This is a genomic window from Runella sp., from assembly GCF_965279615.1.
Lineage (GTDB): Bacteria > Bacteroidota > Bacteroidia > Cytophagales > Spirosomataceae > Runella.
In genome coordinates this window covers 5,599,600-5,616,394 of sequence record NZ_OZ257252.1, presented here as the reverse complement: position 1 = coordinate 5,616,394, position 16,795 = coordinate 5,599,600, and the positions used below count along the sequence as shown (strand labels likewise).

The following is a 16,795-nucleotide window of genomic DNA, read 5'->3' as shown; positions in this document are numbered from 1 at the left end:
TTGAAAAACGAAACCTACATTAACAACTCATTACAATGAGAAAAGCAAAACCGAAAAAAAGATACCTATTACCTGACCCTAAATACAGGGATGTAATGGTAACCAAGTTTGTAAACAACCTGATGTTGCAAGGCAAAAAAAGCACGGCGTACGATATTTTCTACGGCGCCTTGGAAATTGCCGAAAAACGCCTTAACGAAAGTGGTCTTGAGATCTGGCGCAAAGCATTGAACAATGTAATGCCTGCCGTAGAAGTAAAAAGCCGCCGCGTAGGTGGTGCCAACTTCCAGGTTCCTACCGAAGTTCGTCCTGATCGTAAAATCGCTTTAGGAATGAAATGGATGATCAAATACGCTCGTTTACGCGGTGAAAAAACCATGCGTGACCGTTTGGCGGCTGAAATCGTTGCAGCTTCAAAAGGTGAAGGTGCTTCTGTAAAGAAAAAAGACGATACGCACCGTATGGCAGAAGCCAACAAGGCGTTCTCGCACTTCCGTTTCTAGTATTCCGGTAATAGGTTAGTAGATAACAAACATACAAAAAGAGCCTTCTCGAAAGAGTTGGCTCTTTTTTTTGTACCCCTCTGTAACCTTTTTATCAAATCACAGTAGTCGTTTATAATTGTATTGAAGTATTTAAGCATATTTAACATTCTTAAATATAAATTATTTAATTTTATTGACAATAAACTAAATCTTTAGTACGTTTACACCATGATAGTCGTCGTGAGAAATACAGCAATCCATCCATCCTTAACTTAAACCTTTTACCTAACAGCCATGCGTAAACTTCTCCTTTTGGCCTTATTATGGCCATGCCTGAGCGTATTGTATGCTCAAACCCCCACTCGCTTTCAAATTCAGGGTATTACGGCCGATACTTCTTCGGCTCCGCTCGGTTCAGCAACCGTTATGTTGTTGCAGCGGAAAGATTCTTCATTGGTCAATTTTACCCGTACCAACGACAAAGGCGCCTTTGCAATGCGAAATGTTAAACGGGGAGATTACCTGCTCAAGATCTCTTACGTAGGCTACATTCCTTTTCAACAGGACATTGTTTTTGGCGACAAAGAAGTTCTCGACTTGGGAACGCTCAAATTAAAGGCCATTACGAAAGAGCTTTTTGAAGTGGTTATCAAAACGGCGCGCGCTCCGTTAAGTATCAAAGGCGACACAATTGAGTACAATGCCGCCTCTTTTAAAGTACCGCCCGGGTCGACCGTGGAAGATCTGTTACGGAAACTCCCCGGTGTACAGGTAGATCAGGACGGTAACATCAACGCCCACGGACAACAGGTACAGAAAGTAACGGTAGACGGAAAACGTTTTTTTGGGAATGACCCTAAAATGGCAACCAAAAACCTTCCTGCCGACGCCATTACAAAGGTGCAGATCTTTAACGATAAGAGTGAGCAATCGAAAGTGACGGGCGTTGATGACGGGAAAAAAGAAAAAACAGTTAACCTTGAATTGAAAGAAGGTTTCAAAAAGGGCGGCTTCGGAAAAATAACCGCAGGTGCCGGTCTTGATGGCAACGGAAACGCAGGCCCTCGCGGTGAAATCAAAGGTAACTATAACAAATTTGACGATAAGAACCAGTTTTCAATCATAGGCCTTACCAATAATACGAACCAGACGGGAATGTCGTGGGATGATTATCAAGACTTTAGGGGAAGCAGTTCTTTCAATAGTTGGAACGATAACGGTGATTTTGGCTTCGGCGGCGGTGGCGGTCGATACATCATCATCGGCGGTGACGATGATGGCGGTCTCAGCATTCCCGTTGGAGGAGGTAATGGACGCGGATATTCCAACAATATCGCAGGAGGAATCAACTACAACCGCAACACTAAAAAAATCAAAACCAACGCCAGTTATTATTATAATTCTAATCGGCAGGTGTTGGACGCTTTTCGCACTCGTGAGAACTTTCTGCAAAACGGTTCTTACAAAACTCAGGAAGAAAGCAGCCAAATTAACTTCGTCGGTAACCACCGACTGGCTTTCCGCCACGAACAAACTGTCGATTCGTTAAATACCTTGATCTTCACCAACAACAGCCGCTATAATGTGGGAGATACACGTTTGGGCAGTTTTACGCAATATCTTCGCGAAAACAATTTCAAATCCAACGAGTCCACTATCAATAACGGCACCAATGTTAACAAAGTTGAAACGGCCAATACGTTGATTTACCGATTGAAATTCAAACAGAAAAAAGGACGGAGTTTTGCGGCAAGTGTTTCATATAACTTTTCCAACAACGACGGTATTGCCGATCAGCGTTCGCTCAATTTATTTTATAATGCTACCGATCCCAATGATGTTTTGCGCAAAATGCTGGATCTGACCAATAACACCGGCAGTAAAGTAAGTCAGATCAAATCCAGTTTACTTTTTGTAGAACCTTTTGCAAAACGTTACTTCTGGGAAAGTTTCGTTAACCTCAGCTACCGTTCTGATAATGTTGACCGGGATGTCTATGATCTGGCCAAAGAAAGCGGTCGCCGCACGCCTGTAGACAGTTTGAGCAGTTTTTACAAAAACACTTATAACTACGCACGGGTGGGAAGCAGCATACGCTATTCGTACAAAGGGTTGAATTTCTCCGGAGGATTGGCGGTGCAAACGTTCCAGATCGACGGTAAATTTGCACTGGGACAGGACCCTAAGTCTTTCTTTAACATTAACCGCAGATTCACGACGCTGATCCCCAATGCTTCTTTGAATTATGACCTTAAAAACAATCGTTATTTATGGTCAGGCTATGATGTCAGTGTCAGCCAGCCTTCTACCCGTGATCTGCAACCTGTGATCGATAACAGCAACCCGTTGATCATTCGTCAGGGAAATCCCGATCTGTTGCCAACGGTAAATCATAATGTCAATTTTGGCTATAATATGTTCAATCCGGCAAGCTTTATGAACGTCAATGTTAACCTGTATTATTCTTACAATGTTAACCAAGTCGTTTATAACCAACAGGTTGATGCCAAAACATTGATTACGGTCACGAAGCCGGTCAATATTTCGGGTGGACAGAATTTGGGTTCTTATATCGGATTTGGTTTTCCGTTGAAAAAAACCAAGGCCACCATGAACCTTAACTTTAACCCGGGTTTCAGTAAAAACCTCACACCGATCAACGGGGTAATGAACCAAACCAACACCGACAGTTATCGTTTCGGAACGCGCCTTGATTTGACGCCAAGCGATAATTTTACGCTCTTTGCCAACGCCAACTGGAGCGTCAGCAACACTCGTTATTCCATCAATACCGCTCAAAATCAGCAGATCATTAACCAAACATACGGTGGTACGATGAACATTCGTCTGCCCAAAGACTTCTTCATTAATTCCAATCTGAATTATCAGATCTATAAGAACGAACGTTTTGGGTTTAATCAGCAGGTGCCGATCCTGAATGCGTCGATCTACAAAATTTTGGGCAAATCAAAGAAAGCCGAAATCAGATTATCACTCTATGATGCCTTCAACCGTAACTTGGGCGTGAGCCAATTTGCCAATCAAAACTATGTGTCGCAGGAGCGTATCCAAACCTTGGCGCGCTACGGTATGCTGAGTTTTACATACAATATGCGCGGCATGAATACGAACATCAAACGCAGAGGAGGATTTTTCTAGAACCGAAAAGGGAGGAACAAAATATGAAAAATATAAAACTATCAACCATTCGCCGGTCAGGATTTGTAATCCTGACCTTAATCGCCCTGGGATTTATAATCCCGCTCCAAGCCCAACAAACCGAAGGTATCGTGACATACGAATACAAGTACTACTGGACGAAAGTAAACTCGCGCCTCACGTTTTTGAGCAAGGAAGAAAAAGACCGGATGAAATTGACTTGGGGAAATGAAGAAAACGGTCCCGGCACAAAAATGAAGCTGACATTCAATGACAAGCAGAGTATTTACACCTATTTCAGTGACCAAGGGCAATCAGAAGACGGACGTTACTCGTGGCGTCAAAGTGATTATTTAGTTTATCGTAACTTTGAACAGGAAAAACTGATCGAGAACCACGAAATGCTCGGTAAAACTTTTCTGTTGGAAGATTCTTTGATGAAATACAATTGGCGCATCCAAAACCAGATCAAAGATGTGGCAGGCTATGTGTGCATGAAAGCTGAAACGACCGATCCGATCAAAAATCACAAAATTACGGCATGGTTTGCGCAAGACCTTCCGTCTTCCGCAGGGCCTGAACGTTATTTTGGCTTACCGGGCCTGATCTTAGAACTGGAAGTCAACGATGGCGATGTCGTTGTGACGGCCCAAAAAGTAGAACTGAAAAACGTTGACAAAGAGCTTGTTTTGCCCAAAATGAAAGGTAAAAAGATCAAAAACAACGACTACGACCAATTACTCAAAAAGCATATTTTTGACAGCATAAAAGCCCAAAGAAATCCTTATTGGTCGCTTCGGTATTAAGAATTTATAGGTTTTCAATAGTTTTTCAGATTATATCCACATCAAAAAAGGGGCGAATATTCGCCCCTTTTTGTTTGTTTTAAAAAACCGGAAATTACAGTTTTCTAACCCAAATATTACGAAACTGAGTTTTGTTGCCGTGATCTTGAAGGTGAATCACATCGTCGCCGTGTGCTTCAGGGTAATGATGCAATCCAATGTAAAGTGTTAATCCATTGATGGTTGTGTTATTTTGAACCACCACACCGTTCAGTAAAACTGTAATACGCGCCGGAGAATCTATACGACCGTCAGCTTTGAAACGAGGCGCTGTGTATACTACGTCGTATACGTTCCACTCCAACGGGCTGCGCATAGGGTTGACAAGCGGTGCGTGGTCTTTGTAGATACTGCCTGCCTGTCCGTTGCGATACGTGCGGTTTTGATAAGAATCCAAAATCTGGAGTTCGTAACGGTCCTGAAAAAACAAACCGCTGTTGCCACGGCCTTGACTTGCGCCTTCCACTACGTCAGGAGCGCTGAACTCAAGGTGAAGCTGGCAATCACCAAATTTCATTTTGGTTTTAATATCGCCGCTTTTAGGTACCACCTCCATGTGGTCGCCGTTCACGATTTTCCAAGGTGCAGGTGAACCGTCTTTGGAAGATACCCATTGTGAAAGGTCTTTGCCATTGAAAAGAACAATGGCATCAGAAGGAGGATCTCCGGCATTTTTACCGGGAGTTACCACTGCTACTTCCGGTTCCCAAATTTCGGTCATTTCGGGCTTCATCGGCATTGGAGAAACGGCAGGAGGCGTACCACCGGGAACTTGAGCAAATCCGGCTGCGGCGCAAGCCACTAAAGAAAGGGTTATGAACGTTCTCTTCATCGTTGTTTTTATAATTATTGAAAGTTTGGTTACAAAAATTTCATGATCTACTACGAAAGAATCAATGGCGCATTTTTTAACGTATCAAAAACATTAATCGCACACAAAGATGCTTAAATAATCGGGAGAGGAAGAGGTGATCTGCTTCAGGTTTAGCATAACATCCTGCGGAAGTACACTGTCCAAGCGTTTTTGAAGTTGACCAGCAGCTTCTTTTTCAGCGAGTTCGTAGCGAATTTGGCTCCGATTGATCTTGAGTTCTTTTTTTCGAGAGGCAGTCAGTGTCGTAATTTTGACTTTGTAATCTTTATAGGCATTGAGTTCATCAACGAGTTGCTCGGCAAGCGGTTTTGCTCCTGCATCATAAAAAACTTCAATGTTCCATACCTTACGGGGCGTTACAATTTTGTTTACCAATGCTGTTTTTTTGGAAGGTGCCTTTTTCTTTTCCGGCTCAGGACCGGTTGGATTCAAAATTGCCGCTACACCCGATACCAATCCCAACACCAACGTAAGGCCCATAAACATTCGAATAGAACGCAACATCTCGCTTCTGGGTTTGGCACGACTGCTCTCACGACTCAACAAATAAAACGACAGAATAAAAGCAATAGCACTTAGTCCTGAAATACCGTATTTAAGAAATCCCGCTAACTCACTTACCTGAAATTGGGCAATAATCATCTATCTATTATTTTGTCAGGCTGAAAACGGTCTTTACAAACATTACCATCCACTTTGCCATGAGTTTGCTATGCAAAGGCAAAGTAAGGCTTTCCAATCCTTTATTTACTTTTTCAGCCCCGATTCGCTCCACACGCGAACGCATGAGGGCTTCTTCGTACAAAAGCGGAAACTCAGGATGCGCCTGCACGCCCAACATTCGTTCACCTACTCGAAACATCGCCACAGGACAATCATTGGCAGAAGCTAAAACGGCACTGTCGGGCGGAAGCTGATGTACCTGATCCTGACACATCATCAATAAATTTACACTTTCCTGCGCAGGATCCATCCAAGGAAGCTGTTGGTCAATTGTAAATTCATGCACACCTACGCACCAACCTACCGCAGATTTTTGAACTTTTCCTCCCAATGCTTCGGCCAACATCTGATGTCCGAAGCATACGCCTAAATAGATTTTCTGTTGGTCGTAAATTTGCCGGACGAATGCTTTTAGTACATGAATCCACGGTTCATCATCATATACCGAGAATTTAGAGCCTGTACAGATATAAATGTCGCATTCTTCGACCGATGCCGGAAAATGCCCGTTGGTCACGTCATAAAAAACAAATTCCCAATCAGGCGCTAAAGGCATAAATAACGCAGGAAACATATCGCGGTAATCACCCGCAATGTGCCGAAATTCTTCTCGCACGTGGTCACATTCTAAAAGACCGATTTTCATAAAAGTAATTTCAGGAAAGTAATATATCGGCAGGAATTCCTAACTGACGATTCAAAACACGCATAATTTCGGCTGTAAGTGGCTTTTTACGATTTAAAATCTGAGAAACATAGCCTTTTGAGCCAATCAATCCAACCAAATCTTTGGCTGTGAGTCCTTTTTCTTCCAACGTTAATTTTATAGCTTCAATGGGGTCGGGAGGCAATATTGAATGAAACTTATTTTCATAATCTTTAATTAACAGCACCAACAATTCCGCTTCATCGCCTTCCGCTGTTCCCGGGGCAGCATCGAAAATCTCATCAATTCGACGCAGAGCATTACTATACTCTTTCTCAGTCCTCAAAATATGATTCATATTTCAGTACAATTTTCATTTATTTATCAGCGTATTCAATAGTAAGCATTTCTTCGAAATTAGTTTAACTATTCATGTGCTGTGTGACCCCATCCGGGGTCAAATGTTTGTAGAAGTCGACCGATCTATCTACAAACGTCTGACCCCGAATGGGGTCACACATTCCTACTGTGTTCCAAATCATTTTATCCGTATACGATTGAAAAACTTTATCTCATTTTCAACCTTAAAACCCTTCCACTCTCAAATGAAACGATTTAGGTCTGGTCAAAGCTTCATAGCCCAATGCTGACAACGTACAACCGCGTCCTGAATCTTTTACACCTGTCCAGGCAAGTTCGGGATCGAGGTAATCGCAACGGTTCATGAACCACGTTCCGGTTTCGATTTGGTTGCCAATGTGCAATGCTGCATCGGCATCACTCGTCCACACCGAAGCCGTAAGACCATAATCGCTGTCGTTCATCAATTGAATGGCTTCTTCATCGCTGCTCACTTTCATAATTCCGACGGCCGGGCCAAACGTTTCTTCGTTCATGATCCGCATGGAATGATCGACATTTACCAATAATTGTGGTGCTAAATACGGTGTCCCGGCTTGGTTTTTAGTGAATAATGACGGATCAATCAATGCTTTAGCACCTTGACTCACGGCTTCCTGTATCTGCCCGCGTACAAATTCTGCGGCCGAGGTACGCACCATTGGCCCAAGATGAACGCCCGCTTCCAACGGGTTTCCCAGCACATATTGATTAACAAGCGTTACTGCTCCTTCTACAAATTCGTCGTACACTTTTTCGTGCACATAAATACGCTCAATACCACAGCAGGATTGTCCCGAATTGAAGAGCGCACCATCCACTAAGTTTTCAACAGAGAAAGCCAAAGGTGCATCAGCCCGCACATAGGCAGGATCTTTTCCGCCCAGTTCGAGTCCCGTAGCAATAAAGCGCTCAGAAGCTGCTCGCTGTACCGCATGACCGCCTGAAACCGAACCCGTAAAAGCCACAAAATCAACGCGCGGATCGGCAATGATACGTGCTACGTAATCGTGAGTGGTATGCAAATATTGAAAAACACCTTCGGGCAAACCGGCCGCTTTAAAGGCTTCAGCGTAGCGTTCTGCACAAAGCGGAGTTTGTTGGGCGTGTTTCAGAATGACGGTATTGCCCGCCAATAAAGCGGGAATAACGGCATTGACGGAAGTTAAATAAGGATAATTCCACGGTGCCACTACAAACACCGTTCCAAGTGCTTCACGACGAATAAAACGCTGAAAACCTTCTTTTTCCGAAACAGATACATCTGACAGCGCATCTACCGCAGTTTCCATCATGTAGCGGGCACGCTCCTGAAAACCACGACGAATCTCGTTGGGCGTATACCCGATCGGGCGTCCCATTTGCCAAGTGAGTTCTTGGCCAATGGCATCGGCGTGAAGTAAAAAATAATCTACGGCTCTTTCGCAGATAGCAATCCGTTCGCGTAACGGAACGTTCTTCCAGCTTTTTTGAGCTGTTTTTGCTTTGGCTAAAAGGGTTTCAATTTGATTGGCAGTGGAGTATTCACGCTCAACATATACGGAGCCATCGACAGGAGATATAACTTGGAATGTTTTCATTTGTGCGGTAAAAGTAAAGCCGAAAAATACGGCTAATTTTTGAAATAGTTTGTTTTTTGAAGATTCCTTCCATTCATACGTCGGGAAAAACGAAACAGACTATTGATAGAATACGACTTCCGTTGGATGATTTTTAGTAAGTTTGGGTTTCATCAACCCTAAACTATATGAAATCTGCTCTACAACTCTCCGTGTTCTTACTTTGGGTCATCGTTACAACTTCCCGAGCGCAAACAGCGCTCAATATGGATGCCATCAAATCGTATCCTTTCCCCAATGAATTAACCGCTGCCGCAACCGGTTCGCGCATTGCATGGGCGTTCAATGAGCAGGGCCAACGCAATATTTACGTAGCCGAAGGGCCTGATTTTAAAGCCCGTCGTTTAACCAATTATACGCAGGACGACGGTCAGGAACTAAGCAGCGTAGCCCTTTCAAGTGATGGGAAGTGGGTCATTTACGTAAGAGGTGGCGATCACGGCTCCAACTGGGGCGATGAGTTGCCCGTCAATCCAACGTTTAGCCCTACGCCGCCCAAAGTGCAGATGTGGGCAATGCCTTTTGCGGGCGGTGAACCCAAATTGTTAGGCGAAGGTGAAGCTCCTGTCATTTCACCCAAAAGTGATAAAGTAGCTTTTACAAAAGGAGGGCAAATCTATACAGTACCTATTGACGGTTCGGCAACGGCAACAATGCTCTTTTCAGCGCGTGGCACCAATGGCTCGCCTGTTTGGTCGCCTGATGGAAGCAAACTGGCGTTTCAGTCCAATCGTGTTGATCATAGTTTTATCGGCGTTTATACCGACGCAAAAACACCCGTCAGTTGGATAGACCCGCAATACAAGCGCGACAGTTCACCAAGATGGTCGCCTGACGGCAAAAAGCTGGTCTTCATTCGCGCCAATGGTTTGGGTGGAAAAGCGGATTCTATTCTTGCCCGAAAACATACTCCGTGGTCGATCATGGCCGCCGACGTAAGTACGGGAGAGGCTAAAAAGATTTGGACCGCTCCCAAAACCTTAAACGGTTCGGTGCCCAATACACACGGCGGCACCAACCTGCATTGGGCAGCCAATCGCATTGTATTTCTGTCTTACCAAGACGGATGGCCGCATTTGTATTCATTGGCGGAACAGGGAGGTGCGCCGGTATTGCTTACGCCGGGCAATTTTATGTGCGAACATATCCAACTCAGCGCCGATGGCAAATCATTGGTTTTTGCAGCCAATGCAGGTTCTACGCCGTTGGACATTGATCGCCGCCACGTGGTAAAAGTTTCCGTAGACAAAGCAGATATGCAGATCATGACTCCCGGAGCAGGACTGGAATGGTTCCCGATTCTTACAGGCGACGGGCAAACCTTGGCCTTTGTAGGTGCCACCGCCCAACGTCCGCCGCTTCCGTGCGTCATGCCGGCAAATGGCGGAGAAATAAAAACCCTCGCTGCTGATCGTTTACCGGCGGCTTATCCAAGTGCAGAATTAGTAACCCCCAAACAGGTCGTAGTTAAATCACCTGACGGAATAACGATCCATTGTCAGCTTTTTGAAAAAGCGGGCGGCCCGGCCAAAAAACCTGCCATTGTTTATGTACACGGCGGACCGCCACGGCAGATGTTATTGGGCTGGAATTACGGCGATTATTATTCCAATGCTTATGCCATGAATCAATATTTAGCAAGCCGTGGTTATGTAGTATTATCGGTCAATTATCGTTTGGGCATTGGCTACGGCTATGAATTTCATAATCCTAAAAACGGCGGCTCAAATGGGGCAGCTGAGTACATTGACATCAAAGCGGCCGGTGAATGGCTCGCTAAACAATCCCAAATCGACCCTAAACGCATCGGCATATACGGCGGATCTTACGGTGGATTTTTGACGGCACTGGCGTTAGGGCGTGACTCCAAATTATTTGCCGTAGGGGTAGACATACACGGCGTCCATGACCGTACCATTGAGCGCACCAGAAATATCCTGATGCCGGACCAATACGAGCGTGCTCCCGATGCAGTCCAGGCAATGGACGTAGCCTGGAAATCCTCCCCGATTGCGTATGTGAACACTTGGAAATCTCCGGTGCTGTTTATTCACGGCGATGATGACCGCAATGTGCGCTTCAGTCAAAGCACCGATTTGGTGCGCCGGGTGGAAGAAGCGGGAATACCAATGGAAACCATGGTGATTGTGGATGATACGCACCATTTTATGATGCACGCCAATCAGGTAAAGGTCAACAAAGCCATCGCGGCATTTTTTGAGAAAAAGTTGTAAACTATATTCGGTTGGTCAAATGTTTGGTATCAGGCATTTGACCAATCATTGCCCTGATTTTCACCACTAACATACTCTTGAGGCTGTACGCTCCATTCCATTTTTAGGGATGTTTTCATCCAAATACAATCTGCGAAAGTTTTCTTTGAAAGTAGGATCAACGTAGGTTTTGAAAATAGCAATCATTGTTTGTCAAGGGTTTAATTACAAAATACGATTATTGGTAAAAGAATGGGGAAAGGTTGGCTTGGGCGGAAGCGGTACATTTGCTTCTCCTTTTCTTCGACGCAACTCTAATTCTAAACTCTCCAATCCTTTTTTCATCGCCCATCCATGGTTCATCGAAAAGAGGGGTTTCAGTAAGAAAGACAGTTTTTTCAGCAACGGTTTTTCGACTTCAATTTGCCAGTCGTATATCACCTTCGTCCCTGAACGCTCAGGAATAAACGTCCAAATTCCTTTTCCTGCAAGATCGCCGAATGCTTCAAGCGCGAAGCCTTTAGGGAAAATGGTATTCATTACCCGAAATTTCCAACGTAATGTATAGGGCAGCCAACCTTTGGTATAGAGTTCAACGACCTTCCCCACACCTCCTTTTTGCCCTCTTTCGAGTACTTTAACGTCTAAATAGACCGAAGGCCACCATTTTGCCAACGAATCTACGTCTTCCAGTATACGATAAATTTCTTCAGGCGTGGCCTGAATGTGCCATTCCGTTATAAAATGATAATTGCTTGATTTTAACATCATTGCTCTTTTAGAATCCATAATTATCTCTCAAATACGCAATCTCAAATCCTAAATTTGCCCAATACTCATACGCGGGAGTATCACGCAACAGCGAAGGTTTTTCAATATCGGTCGAGAAAAGTTTTACTCCCCGGCGCAATCCATCATGCACTAGTTGTTGAGAAATAAAAAAATCTTCTTCAAACGTAGGAGCCATTACTCCCGGAACAGGCGCATCCATTCCCAACCAGGCATTTCCGTGCTGAATGATCATCGTGCGAGTGGCAGCAATTTTACCGTTCTTTCGAAAAACGTACGCATGAAAACCGGCTCTGCCTATCAGATTGAGCAACCACGGTTTTGTATTCATGCGATAAACCGCATCCACAAAATCAGCCCACTCATTGGCCATTTCAGGGCTTATCTCTTCCACCGTTGTTTCTTCCGGCAGCGGTACCGGTTCTGAGATCGGCTGATTGCTCCGCCAAATACGCTCCCAACTGCTCAGTCGACGCATCCCTTTTTGCACAAGTTGTTCTATGAAATCAACAGGTTCACAGAAAGGTGTCGTGTGAATATAAAAAGCGTTAATCCCCTTTTGTTCAAACACTTGCAGAACATCCTCCAATTGCTGAGGTGTCATCGGCTCTACAATGCCCAGTCCTTGTGGGGTGGTGAAATGCCGAAATGGAATTTTTTGGCATAACAAAATGCGGATAGTACCCAAGTTTTCCATCGCAAAGCCAAATTGTTGTTGATAACTGTCCGGTAAATGTTGATATATCCATGCAAAGGCATCGGTATCTGCTTTTTCAAGCAGCCGAGATTTGGAAAATGTCAGATTGTCGGTAATTTTCATTGATTTCTGAGAATAGGAAATTTAAATCCTTATAGCCTGAAATTCAATAGCTTGCCAAAAACGCAATCAGCTTTTCAGAATTAACGGAAAATGTTACATGTTCTCTAAATCCTTTTCCGTATAGATCGGGGCGGGCATCGGAGTGTTGGTTTTCAGATCAAGTCGGTCGCGCGACGAAAACATACGTCCCTTTTTCTCGACTTTAGGAGCAAATTGCAGGAAGCCTACGTTGTCAATATCAAGATACACGCCTTCCATTCCACCTTTCATGCAATAGGCTTCATGCCAAAACCGAGTACCCTGTGGGTCTTTCAGGAAATCTTTCCACCATTGTTGATGCGGCAACGCACGCGTCCAACGCTCCATGGATTCAAAGTCTTTCCAGTATTGACGCATTGCAACGTGCAAAGGCATAAATCCAAAGTAAAGGTTCTCGTGATGTAACAGTCCTTCCGGTTTTGCGGACACGGCCTTGTCAATTTGCGGGCCCAGTTTCATAATGGTTCGCAATCCTTTGAAAGAGTTGTGGGTCATTCCCAGATAAATTACTACCAAATTAGGATATTCAGACAGATCAGGGGCAAGTTGTGTAGGCTTCATGATTCGAATAAGTTTGCAGTTAAAAAATAAGCATTACCAAGGCATTGTAAATGAGCCAAAAACGGGAACTGTTTTCATGGCTTTTCATCCCGTTTTCAGTATACATTATTTAGTGGCAACGGCTATTTCCTGAAGCTTATCTACGATCTCTTTGAAGGAGGCGATCTTGCCGTTTTTCAGCACAAAGTGATGCACTAAGGTAGTTCGGTAAAGTTTAGGGTTGCCCGTCATTTTATATTCGGTATTGATAAAGGCAATGACATCATCGCCATCGGCAAAAAAGCGAACAGGCTCAAATTTAGTGATTTGCAGGGCGGTCGATAAGTTTTTAAAGAACATACCCAACTCTTTTTTGCCATTGTACACCCGGGCGGTTTTGGCATCCGGATTATCCGTTACGTCCCATACAACATCGTCAGTGCAGGCGTCGGCAATGCCCCCAAAATCACCTTTCCCAAATTTAGCGTATCCCTGCATCACAAGTGAGGTATTGGGATTTGCAAATGCCAGGTAGCCGATCTGTTCAAATAATGCGTTGGGATTATTGGCCCAATGCGCAACACACTTGCCGTCTTTGTCCAATTCCAGAATATCTACGTCGCTCCAGGCAATGGGTTTGCCCGTGGGCGGAATCATCCCAAACAAATTGCCGGTATGCTTGGCCTTCAGCGTATTTTTGACGTAGTATTTATTACCCGAAACGCCAATGTCATCAATGGTGATATGTACGTCTGAAAGTGCGTCAAAAATTGATTTTACGGCTGCTACACATGCCTCGCGGCCACGAGCCGGCTCAGGACCGGCGGCATAATCTATCGCATTTTCACTGAGGTTTGAGGCAAATTTTGCGTAATCTTTCTTCTCCAGAGCAGTAAACACTTCGCGGATATGTTTCCGGTTCATTTCCACATCCTGAGCAATGATTTGGCTCGCCGGCAATCCCGCCAACAGAGCAACTAAAAGAATATTTTTCATTGAATTGTTAAAGGTTAAAAAAGATTGTTACTGTTTGATTATGATTTTATTGCGTTAAATAGTTATATCTATTGCTTTGGATTAAAAGAACTATTTAAATGCGCTCGCTACTGTTGCGGTATCATAATAGCTTCTGCCTTTGATCGGTTTGCCGTTTTCAAATGACCAGATCATGACCCAATCCGTAACGGCCGTTTTGCCCGTTTCTTTGACTCGGATACCGTGTGTGCCCGTAGCAATTACATCGCTTTCATTGGAAGTATAGTTGTCAACTTCCCACTGAACTGTATCGGAATCTGTACTTAATTTTTGAAAAAAATGCCCGAATTCTTCACGCCCTTTGTACTCGCCGCCGTGTGGTACTATGGCAGCATCGCTTGGGTCGGTCCAGGTAAAATCCGTATCGACATTTTCGAGAATAAACGGCACATTGCCTTGCCCGAAAGCCTCATAAAGGGCTTTTACTTTTTCTTCATTCGTTTTCATTTGATTTACAATTGGAGTTTGTATTTGTTTTGTTTGACATTGCAAAGTTCGCACTTTAACTCCCTGTAAATCAATCACCTGAAAACAGGTTTTTTATATCCCCGAAAAAGGGGATTTTTAGGAAAGGGTTTGGACGGAATCAAAAAAAGTATAGAACTTGGTAGAAAAATTGACCACCTCTATGCGCACTTCTTCTCTTTTACTGCTTTTCATTTTTCAGTTCCGAATGCAGGAATGTTGTGCCCAAATTCACCCCAAGCAAGACAGTCTGCTGAAGGTCTTCAATAAAACCCCCTATGATACTGCTAAAGTGCAGGTATTACTGGATATCGGTAAGCTGTACCATACGGCCGCCGAATCCCGACCGTGGATTCAAAAAGCGTTGGACCTGAGTCGTAAGATCAATTATCCATTGGGCATTGCCAACGCATTAACCAATGAAAATCTGTACCTGTTTATCGAAGGTAATTATCAAAAAGTACTGGAGAATTGTGAGAAAGCGATCAGTATTGCCCAACCGATCAAAGCGCATAAAACATTGGGAGTGCTTTATAATTATATTGCCAACGTTCACAATTATAAAGGCGAACAACGACAGGCGTTGACATACTATCTCAAAGCCCTTGATGAAGTAAATCAGGCCGACGTACCGCCGAGTTTTCCGATTACCATTGAGGGTAATATTGTCAAACTGTACGTTGACCTGCGTGAATTTCAAAAAGGATTGGAGAAAGGATTGGAATGCATTGCGCGAGCCGAAAAGACAGGCTCTGAAAACGCCCTTGCCTATATTTATCAGCACGTAGCCAATGCCTACGGTGAATTAAAACAACCCAAAAAGAGTCGTTTTTATTTTGAAAAATGCTTAGGGATTGCCCAACGCACTGAAGATCCGCACCTGACAGCCGCTGCTTTATCCAATCTGGGAGGCATTTTCAGCGAAGAAGGCAACCCCGACAAAGCACTGGACTACTATGCCAAATCGCTTGCCATCGCAGATGCCAATCAGGATGATGAAATCAGAATGTGGAATTATCACGGCATCGCTCAGGAGCATTATTGGAAAAAAGAATGGAAAGAAGCGTATGCTGTTGCTCAAAAAGCCAAAGAAATTGCCGAAAAAAATCAATACCGGGAATACCTGACAAACCTGTACCTGATACTGTCCGACATCGAAGTCGGTCGGGGCAATCTTAAAGAAGGGGCGAACTGGCGCAAAAAATGGTATGAACTCCGCACGGGTATTACCAATGAAACGGTGCTCCGCGCGGTGCAGGAATTCGAAACCAAGTATCAAACCGAAAAAAAAACACAGCAGATCAAGGCGTTACAACAGCAGCAACAAATACAGCAACTTTCGTTACGGCAAAAGAACTTACTTATTTATGGGTTGCTGGCGCTCTTGGGTATGGCAGGCATCGCAGCCTTTTTTTATTACCGATATGTAGGCCAAAAACAGCGTTTGGCCGCTCAGGAAAACCTATTGAATGAACAAAAGATCAAACAACTTGAACAGGAGAAACAACTATCGGCCGTGGATGGAATGCTGCGCGGTCAGGAAGAAGAGCGGAGCCGTTTGGCGCGCGATCTGCACGATGGACTCGGCGGGATGTTGTCCGGAATTAAATCATCACTTACAGCTATGAAAGGAGACCAAATCATGCCCGAAGAGTCAGCGTACGCGTTCGGGCGGGTGATCGACAACCTCGAAACGTCGATTCAGGAACTGCGGCGCGTGGCGCGCAATATGATGCCCGAAGCCCTCGTGCGTTTCGGCTTGAAGGACGCCATGCAGGATTACATCGACTACCTCAACCAATCTGCCAAACAAGCCATTGACTACCAAACATTTGGACTGGAAGAACGTTTACCTCAAAACACCGAGATCATCGTTTTCCGGATTGTACAGGAATTGCTTAACAATGTTCAAAAACATGCTGATGCCACGCAAACCATCGTGCAGCTCATTCGCGACGGAGACCGTTTTCATCTGACGGTTGAAGACAATGGAAAAGGAATGAACACCGGCCGATTGGCGCAGGAAAAAGGCGTGGGCTGGCTCAATATTCAGTCGCGCGTCAACTATCTTAACGGCACGCTGGAGATCACATCAGCACAGGGAAAAGGAACTGCTGTCAATATTGAATTTAAACTATAAACAA

The 16,795-nt window shown here is 44.4% G+C and carries 15 protein-coding genes; 5 read left to right on the top strand and 10 right to left on the bottom strand.

The window, feature by feature from the left end; genetic code table 11:
* Positions 1–35: 35 nt before the first annotated feature.
* The 3 genes from rpsG to ACQY73_RS23625 all read left to right on the top strand — a co-directional run bounded on the left by rpsG (position 36) and on the right by ACQY73_RS23625 (position 4,450).
* The gene (gene rpsG, locus ACQY73_RS23635; protein WP_428655693.1) at positions 36–503 is read left to right on the top strand and encodes a 30S ribosomal protein S7; all 468 of its coding nucleotides are present in this window, start codon (positions 36–38) and stop codon (positions 501–503) included.
* 276 nt (positions 504–779) lie between these two features.
* Positions 780–3,644, top strand: a complete 2,865-nt coding sequence (locus ACQY73_RS23630) for a TonB-dependent receptor domain-containing protein (RefSeq protein ID WP_428655691.1) — start codon at positions 780–782, stop codon at positions 3,642–3,644.
* 23 nt (positions 3,645–3,667) lie between these two features.
* Positions 3,668–4,450, top strand: coding sequence for a GLPGLI family protein (locus ACQY73_RS23625; RefSeq protein ID WP_428655690.1), 783 nt, complete (start codon positions 3,668–3,670; stop codon positions 4,448–4,450).
* Between the two features lie 94 nt (positions 4,451–4,544).
* Here the strand turns inward: ACQY73_RS23625 and ACQY73_RS23620 are convergent, their stop codons facing one another.
* The 5 genes from ACQY73_RS23620 to ACQY73_RS23600 all read right to left on the bottom strand — a co-directional run bounded on the left by ACQY73_RS23620 (position 4,545) and on the right by ACQY73_RS23600 (position 8,711).
* Entirely contained in the window at positions 4,545–5,321 is a 777-nt protein-coding gene (locus ACQY73_RS23620) for a 3-keto-disaccharide hydrolase (protein WP_428655688.1), read from the bottom strand.
* Between the two features lie 93 nt (positions 5,322–5,414).
* The gene (locus ACQY73_RS23615; RefSeq protein ID WP_428655686.1) at positions 5,415–6,005 is read right to left on the bottom strand and encodes a hypothetical protein; all 591 of its coding nucleotides are present in this window, start codon (positions 6,003–6,005) and stop codon (positions 5,415–5,417) included.
* A 7-nt stretch (positions 6,006–6,012) separates the two neighbouring features.
* Positions 6,013–6,732, bottom strand: coding sequence for a glutamine amidotransferase-related protein (locus ACQY73_RS23610; RefSeq protein ID WP_428655684.1), 720 nt, complete (start codon positions 6,730–6,732; stop codon positions 6,013–6,015).
* A 10-nt stretch (positions 6,733–6,742) separates the two neighbouring features.
* A complete protein-coding gene (locus ACQY73_RS23605) occupies positions 6,743–7,090 on the bottom strand; it encodes a helix-turn-helix domain-containing protein (protein WP_428655682.1) in 348 nt (115 codons plus the stop codon).
* A gap of 226 nt (positions 7,091–7,316) precedes the next feature.
* Positions 7,317–8,711 carry an aldehyde dehydrogenase family protein gene (locus ACQY73_RS23600; RefSeq protein WP_428655680.1) on the bottom strand — a complete coding sequence of 465 codons (1,395 nt, stop codon included), beginning with the start codon at positions 8,709–8,711 and terminating at the stop codon, positions 7,317–7,319.
* A 167-nt stretch (positions 8,712–8,878) separates the two neighbouring features.
* On the opposite strand from ACQY73_RS23600, the gene ACQY73_RS23595 reads away from it, so the two are divergent.
* The gene (locus tag ACQY73_RS23595) at positions 8,879–10,984 is read left to right on the top strand and encodes a S9 family peptidase (protein ID WP_428655678.1); all 2,106 of its coding nucleotides are present in this window, start codon (positions 8,879–8,881) and stop codon (positions 10,982–10,984) included.
* Between the two features lie 204 nt (positions 10,985–11,188).
* Here ACQY73_RS23595 and ACQY73_RS23590 read toward each other — a convergent pair whose 3' ends face one another.
* From ACQY73_RS23590 to ACQY73_RS23570, 5 genes are all read right to left on the bottom strand, one after another.
* Entirely contained in the window at positions 11,189–11,752 is a 564-nt protein-coding gene (locus ACQY73_RS23590; RefSeq protein ID WP_428655675.1) for an SRPBCC family protein, read from the bottom strand.
* The gene (locus ACQY73_RS23585) at positions 11,742–12,572 is read right to left on the bottom strand and encodes a hypothetical protein (protein WP_428655673.1); all 831 of its coding nucleotides are present in this window, start codon (positions 12,570–12,572) and stop codon (positions 11,742–11,744) included. Before ACQY73_RS23585 ends, ACQY73_RS23590 begins: the two co-directional genes overlap by 11 nt.
* A gap of 93 nt (positions 12,573–12,665) precedes the next feature.
* Complete coding sequence (locus tag ACQY73_RS23580; protein WP_428655671.1) at positions 12,666–13,172, bottom strand: monooxygenase family protein; 507 nt, start codon at positions 13,170–13,172, stop codon at positions 12,666–12,668.
* A gap of 105 nt (positions 13,173–13,277) precedes the next feature.
* A complete protein-coding gene (locus ACQY73_RS23575; RefSeq protein ID WP_428655669.1) occupies positions 13,278–14,147 on the bottom strand; it encodes a nuclear transport factor 2 family protein in 870 nt (289 codons plus the stop codon).
* A 90-nt stretch (positions 14,148–14,237) separates the two neighbouring features.
* Complete coding sequence (locus tag ACQY73_RS23570) at positions 14,238–14,633, bottom strand: nuclear transport factor 2 family protein (protein WP_428655667.1); 396 nt, start codon at positions 14,631–14,633, stop codon at positions 14,238–14,240.
* Between the two features lie 181 nt (positions 14,634–14,814).
* Between ACQY73_RS23570 and ACQY73_RS23565 the strand changes: the two genes are divergently transcribed.
* Positions 14,815–16,791 (top strand): tetratricopeptide repeat-containing sensor histidine kinase, encoded by a 1,977-nt coding sequence (locus tag ACQY73_RS23565; RefSeq protein WP_428655665.1) that lies wholly within the window; start codon positions 14,815–14,817, stop codon positions 16,789–16,791.
* Positions 16,792–16,795 lie beyond the last annotated feature (4 nt).

What these genes read in the sequence shown, in the direction of transcription:
- rpsG (WP_428655693.1), top strand. Translation starts at nt 36, where the DNA reads ATGAGAAAAGCAAAACCGAAAAAAAGATACCTATTACCTGACCCTAAA.
- ACQY73_RS23630 (WP_428655691.1), top strand. Translation starts at nt 780, where the DNA reads ATGCGTAAACTTCTCCTTTTGGCCTTATTATGGCCATGCCTGAGCGTA.
- ACQY73_RS23625 (WP_428655690.1), top strand. Translation starts at nt 3,668, where the DNA reads ATGAAAAATATAAAACTATCAACCATTCGCCGGTCAGGATTTGTAATC.
- ACQY73_RS23620 (WP_428655688.1), bottom strand. Translation starts at nt 5,321, where the DNA reads ATGAAGAGAACGTTCATAACCCTTTCTTTAGTGGCTTGCGCCGCAGCC.
- ACQY73_RS23615 (WP_428655686.1), bottom strand. Translation starts at nt 6,005, where the DNA reads ATGATTATTGCCCAATTTCAGGTAAGTGAGTTAGCGGGATTTCTTAAA.
- ACQY73_RS23610 (WP_428655684.1), bottom strand. Translation starts at nt 6,732, where the DNA reads ATGAAAATCGGTCTTTTAGAATGTGACCACGTGCGAGAAGAATTTCGG.
- ACQY73_RS23605 (WP_428655682.1), bottom strand. Translation starts at nt 7,090, where the DNA reads ATGAATCATATTTTGAGGACTGAGAAAGAGTATAGTAATGCTCTGCGT.
- ACQY73_RS23600 (WP_428655680.1), bottom strand. Translation starts at nt 8,711, where the DNA reads ATGAAAACATTCCAAGTTATATCTCCTGTCGATGGCTCCGTATATGTT.
- ACQY73_RS23595 (WP_428655678.1), top strand. Translation starts at nt 8,879, where the DNA reads ATGAAATCTGCTCTACAACTCTCCGTGTTCTTACTTTGGGTCATCGTT.
- ACQY73_RS23590 (WP_428655675.1), bottom strand. Translation starts at nt 11,752, where the DNA reads ATGGATTCTAAAAGAGCAATGATGTTAAAATCAAGCAATTATCATTTT.
- ACQY73_RS23585 (WP_428655673.1), bottom strand. Translation starts at nt 12,572, where the DNA reads ATGAAAATTACCGACAATCTGACATTTTCCAAATCTCGGCTGCTTGAA.
- ACQY73_RS23580 (WP_428655671.1), bottom strand. Translation starts at nt 13,172, where the DNA reads ATGAAGCCTACACAACTTGCCCCTGATCTGTCTGAATATCCTAATTTG.
- ACQY73_RS23575 (WP_428655669.1), bottom strand. Translation starts at nt 14,147, where the DNA reads ATGAAAAATATTCTTTTAGTTGCTCTGTTGGCGGGATTGCCGGCGAGC.
- ACQY73_RS23570 (WP_428655667.1), bottom strand. Translation starts at nt 14,633, where the DNA reads ATGAAAACGAATGAAGAAAAAGTAAAAGCCCTTTATGAGGCTTTCGGG.
- ACQY73_RS23565 (WP_428655665.1), top strand. Translation starts at nt 14,815, where the DNA reads ATGCGCACTTCTTCTCTTTTACTGCTTTTCATTTTTCAGTTCCGAATG.